Origin of the sequence: Streptomyces sp. NPDC006265 (assembly GCF_040613555.1) — a bacterium.
Taxonomy (GTDB): Bacteria; Actinomycetota; Actinomycetes; order Streptomycetales; family Streptomycetaceae; genus Streptomyces.
The window spans coordinates 1-1,412 of record NZ_JBEXSH010001408.1 but is presented as its reverse complement, the minus strand read 5'-3'; the positions used below and the strand labels follow the sequence as shown (position 1 = coordinate 1,412).

Genomic DNA, 1,412 nt, shown 5'->3' with positions numbered 1-1,412 from the left:
CCGCGGCCGTGCTGATCTCCACCGGCTTCGCGCTGACGGCGATGGCCGGCGCGGCCGTCAACGTCCTGCTCGCCTCGAGCGGCGGAACGGACCTGAGAAGGCGTGCGCCTCCAGCCCCGCGTCGCCGGTCATCCGGGCCGTCGCGAGGGCTTCCGCGTAGTGCGAGCGGGCGTCGTCGAAGCGCCCCGAGTCGTGGGCCAGCCAGCCCACCGAGATGGCCAGTTCACCGGCGCCCGAGTAGAGCCGGTCCGCCGTGGTCTGCCGGGTCGTCCCGGCGTCCAGCAGGGCGTAGGCGGCGCGCAGCGGGGCGGCGGCGCGGCGGTAGAGGCCGTCCGCCCCGTGCCGGTCGTCGAGCAGCCGGATCCGGCGGACGGCTTCCTCCAGGGCGCCCGCGTCGCTCGCCCCGGCGCGGTGCACGGGGCGCTGTGCCGCCGAGGCGCCGCGGGTGAGGCCGACAGGCCCCAGTGAGGCGGCGGCCACCGTGGCGCCCCCGCCGGTCATGAACGCGCGACGTAGCACGTCGCTCTCCTCGTAGATGTCGTGCGGGTGGTGCGGGTCGTACGGGTTCTGCGTTTCATACGGCTCGCACGTCCCGCTGGTCTCACTTGTGGCGTTCGCCGGCTTCGCGGTGCGCGTCAGGGGCGTGTCCTCGGTGTCGCGCGTCCGGCGTCCGCGTACCGACGAGCGGGGCGCGAACCCCAGGTCGGTGAGTGTGCGGCCTGGGTACATGTGCAGGAACACCCGTTCGTACGCGTAGTTGGGGCACCGGATCTCGCCCGCCTCGACCCGGCCGATGTACCGCGCGTCACAGCTGACCTGCTCACCGATCTCGCGCCCGGCCCGGCGGATCGCCGCGGCGAACTCGGCCGGCGAGCGCTGTCCGCGCAGTCGCCGGAAGACGAGATTCGGCCGTGGTGGCCGGTGGGGTTGAGACGAGGTCACCGTTGACGACGCCATGGCCGGGTCCTCCCGTGCGAACCGTCGAACCATGCCGGATGCAGGGCGAATTATTGCGAGTTGTCCGCATGGTCGGCCCTGCGTCCGGCGGGCAAGAACGTACCTGCTGTGATGGGGTCGCCACGCTGTGTTTGGCTACAAACCCGGATATCTCATCCGTGATCTGCCATGAAGTGCCATCCTTTGCGGCTGACTTCCGCCGTAGCCGTTGACGCTCTGCCGCGTTGAACCTCGCGGACCGGGAGGCCCCCGACTTCCGACCGCTCGTCCAAGCAGGGGTTTTCGTGGTGGAGGCCGGGATGGAGAGCAGCCGGATCAACGATCCTCGTACGCCGCCGGGTGCACCGGCGGCCGGCTGCGATGTGGTGACGGTGCCGGCGCGGCAGGGACTGGAGGCGGTCGACATCCTGCGGCGCGGACCCGGAGACGCGGTGGGACCCGTACTGCACGACGGC

Annotated in this window: 2 pseudogenes; one reads left to right on the top strand and one right to left on the bottom strand. The window is 71.9% G+C overall.

The annotated features are described in order from the left end of the window. Positions 1 to 63: 63 nt before the first annotated feature. Positions 64 to 957, bottom strand: a pseudogene (locus ABZ281_RS49345) (hypothetical protein); the annotation flags it as partial. Between the two features lie 224 nt (positions 958 to 1,181). Between ABZ281_RS49345 and ABZ281_RS49340 the strand changes: the two are divergent. Next, positions 1,182 to 1,412: pseudogene (locus ABZ281_RS49340) on the top strand (hypothetical protein); the annotation flags it as partial.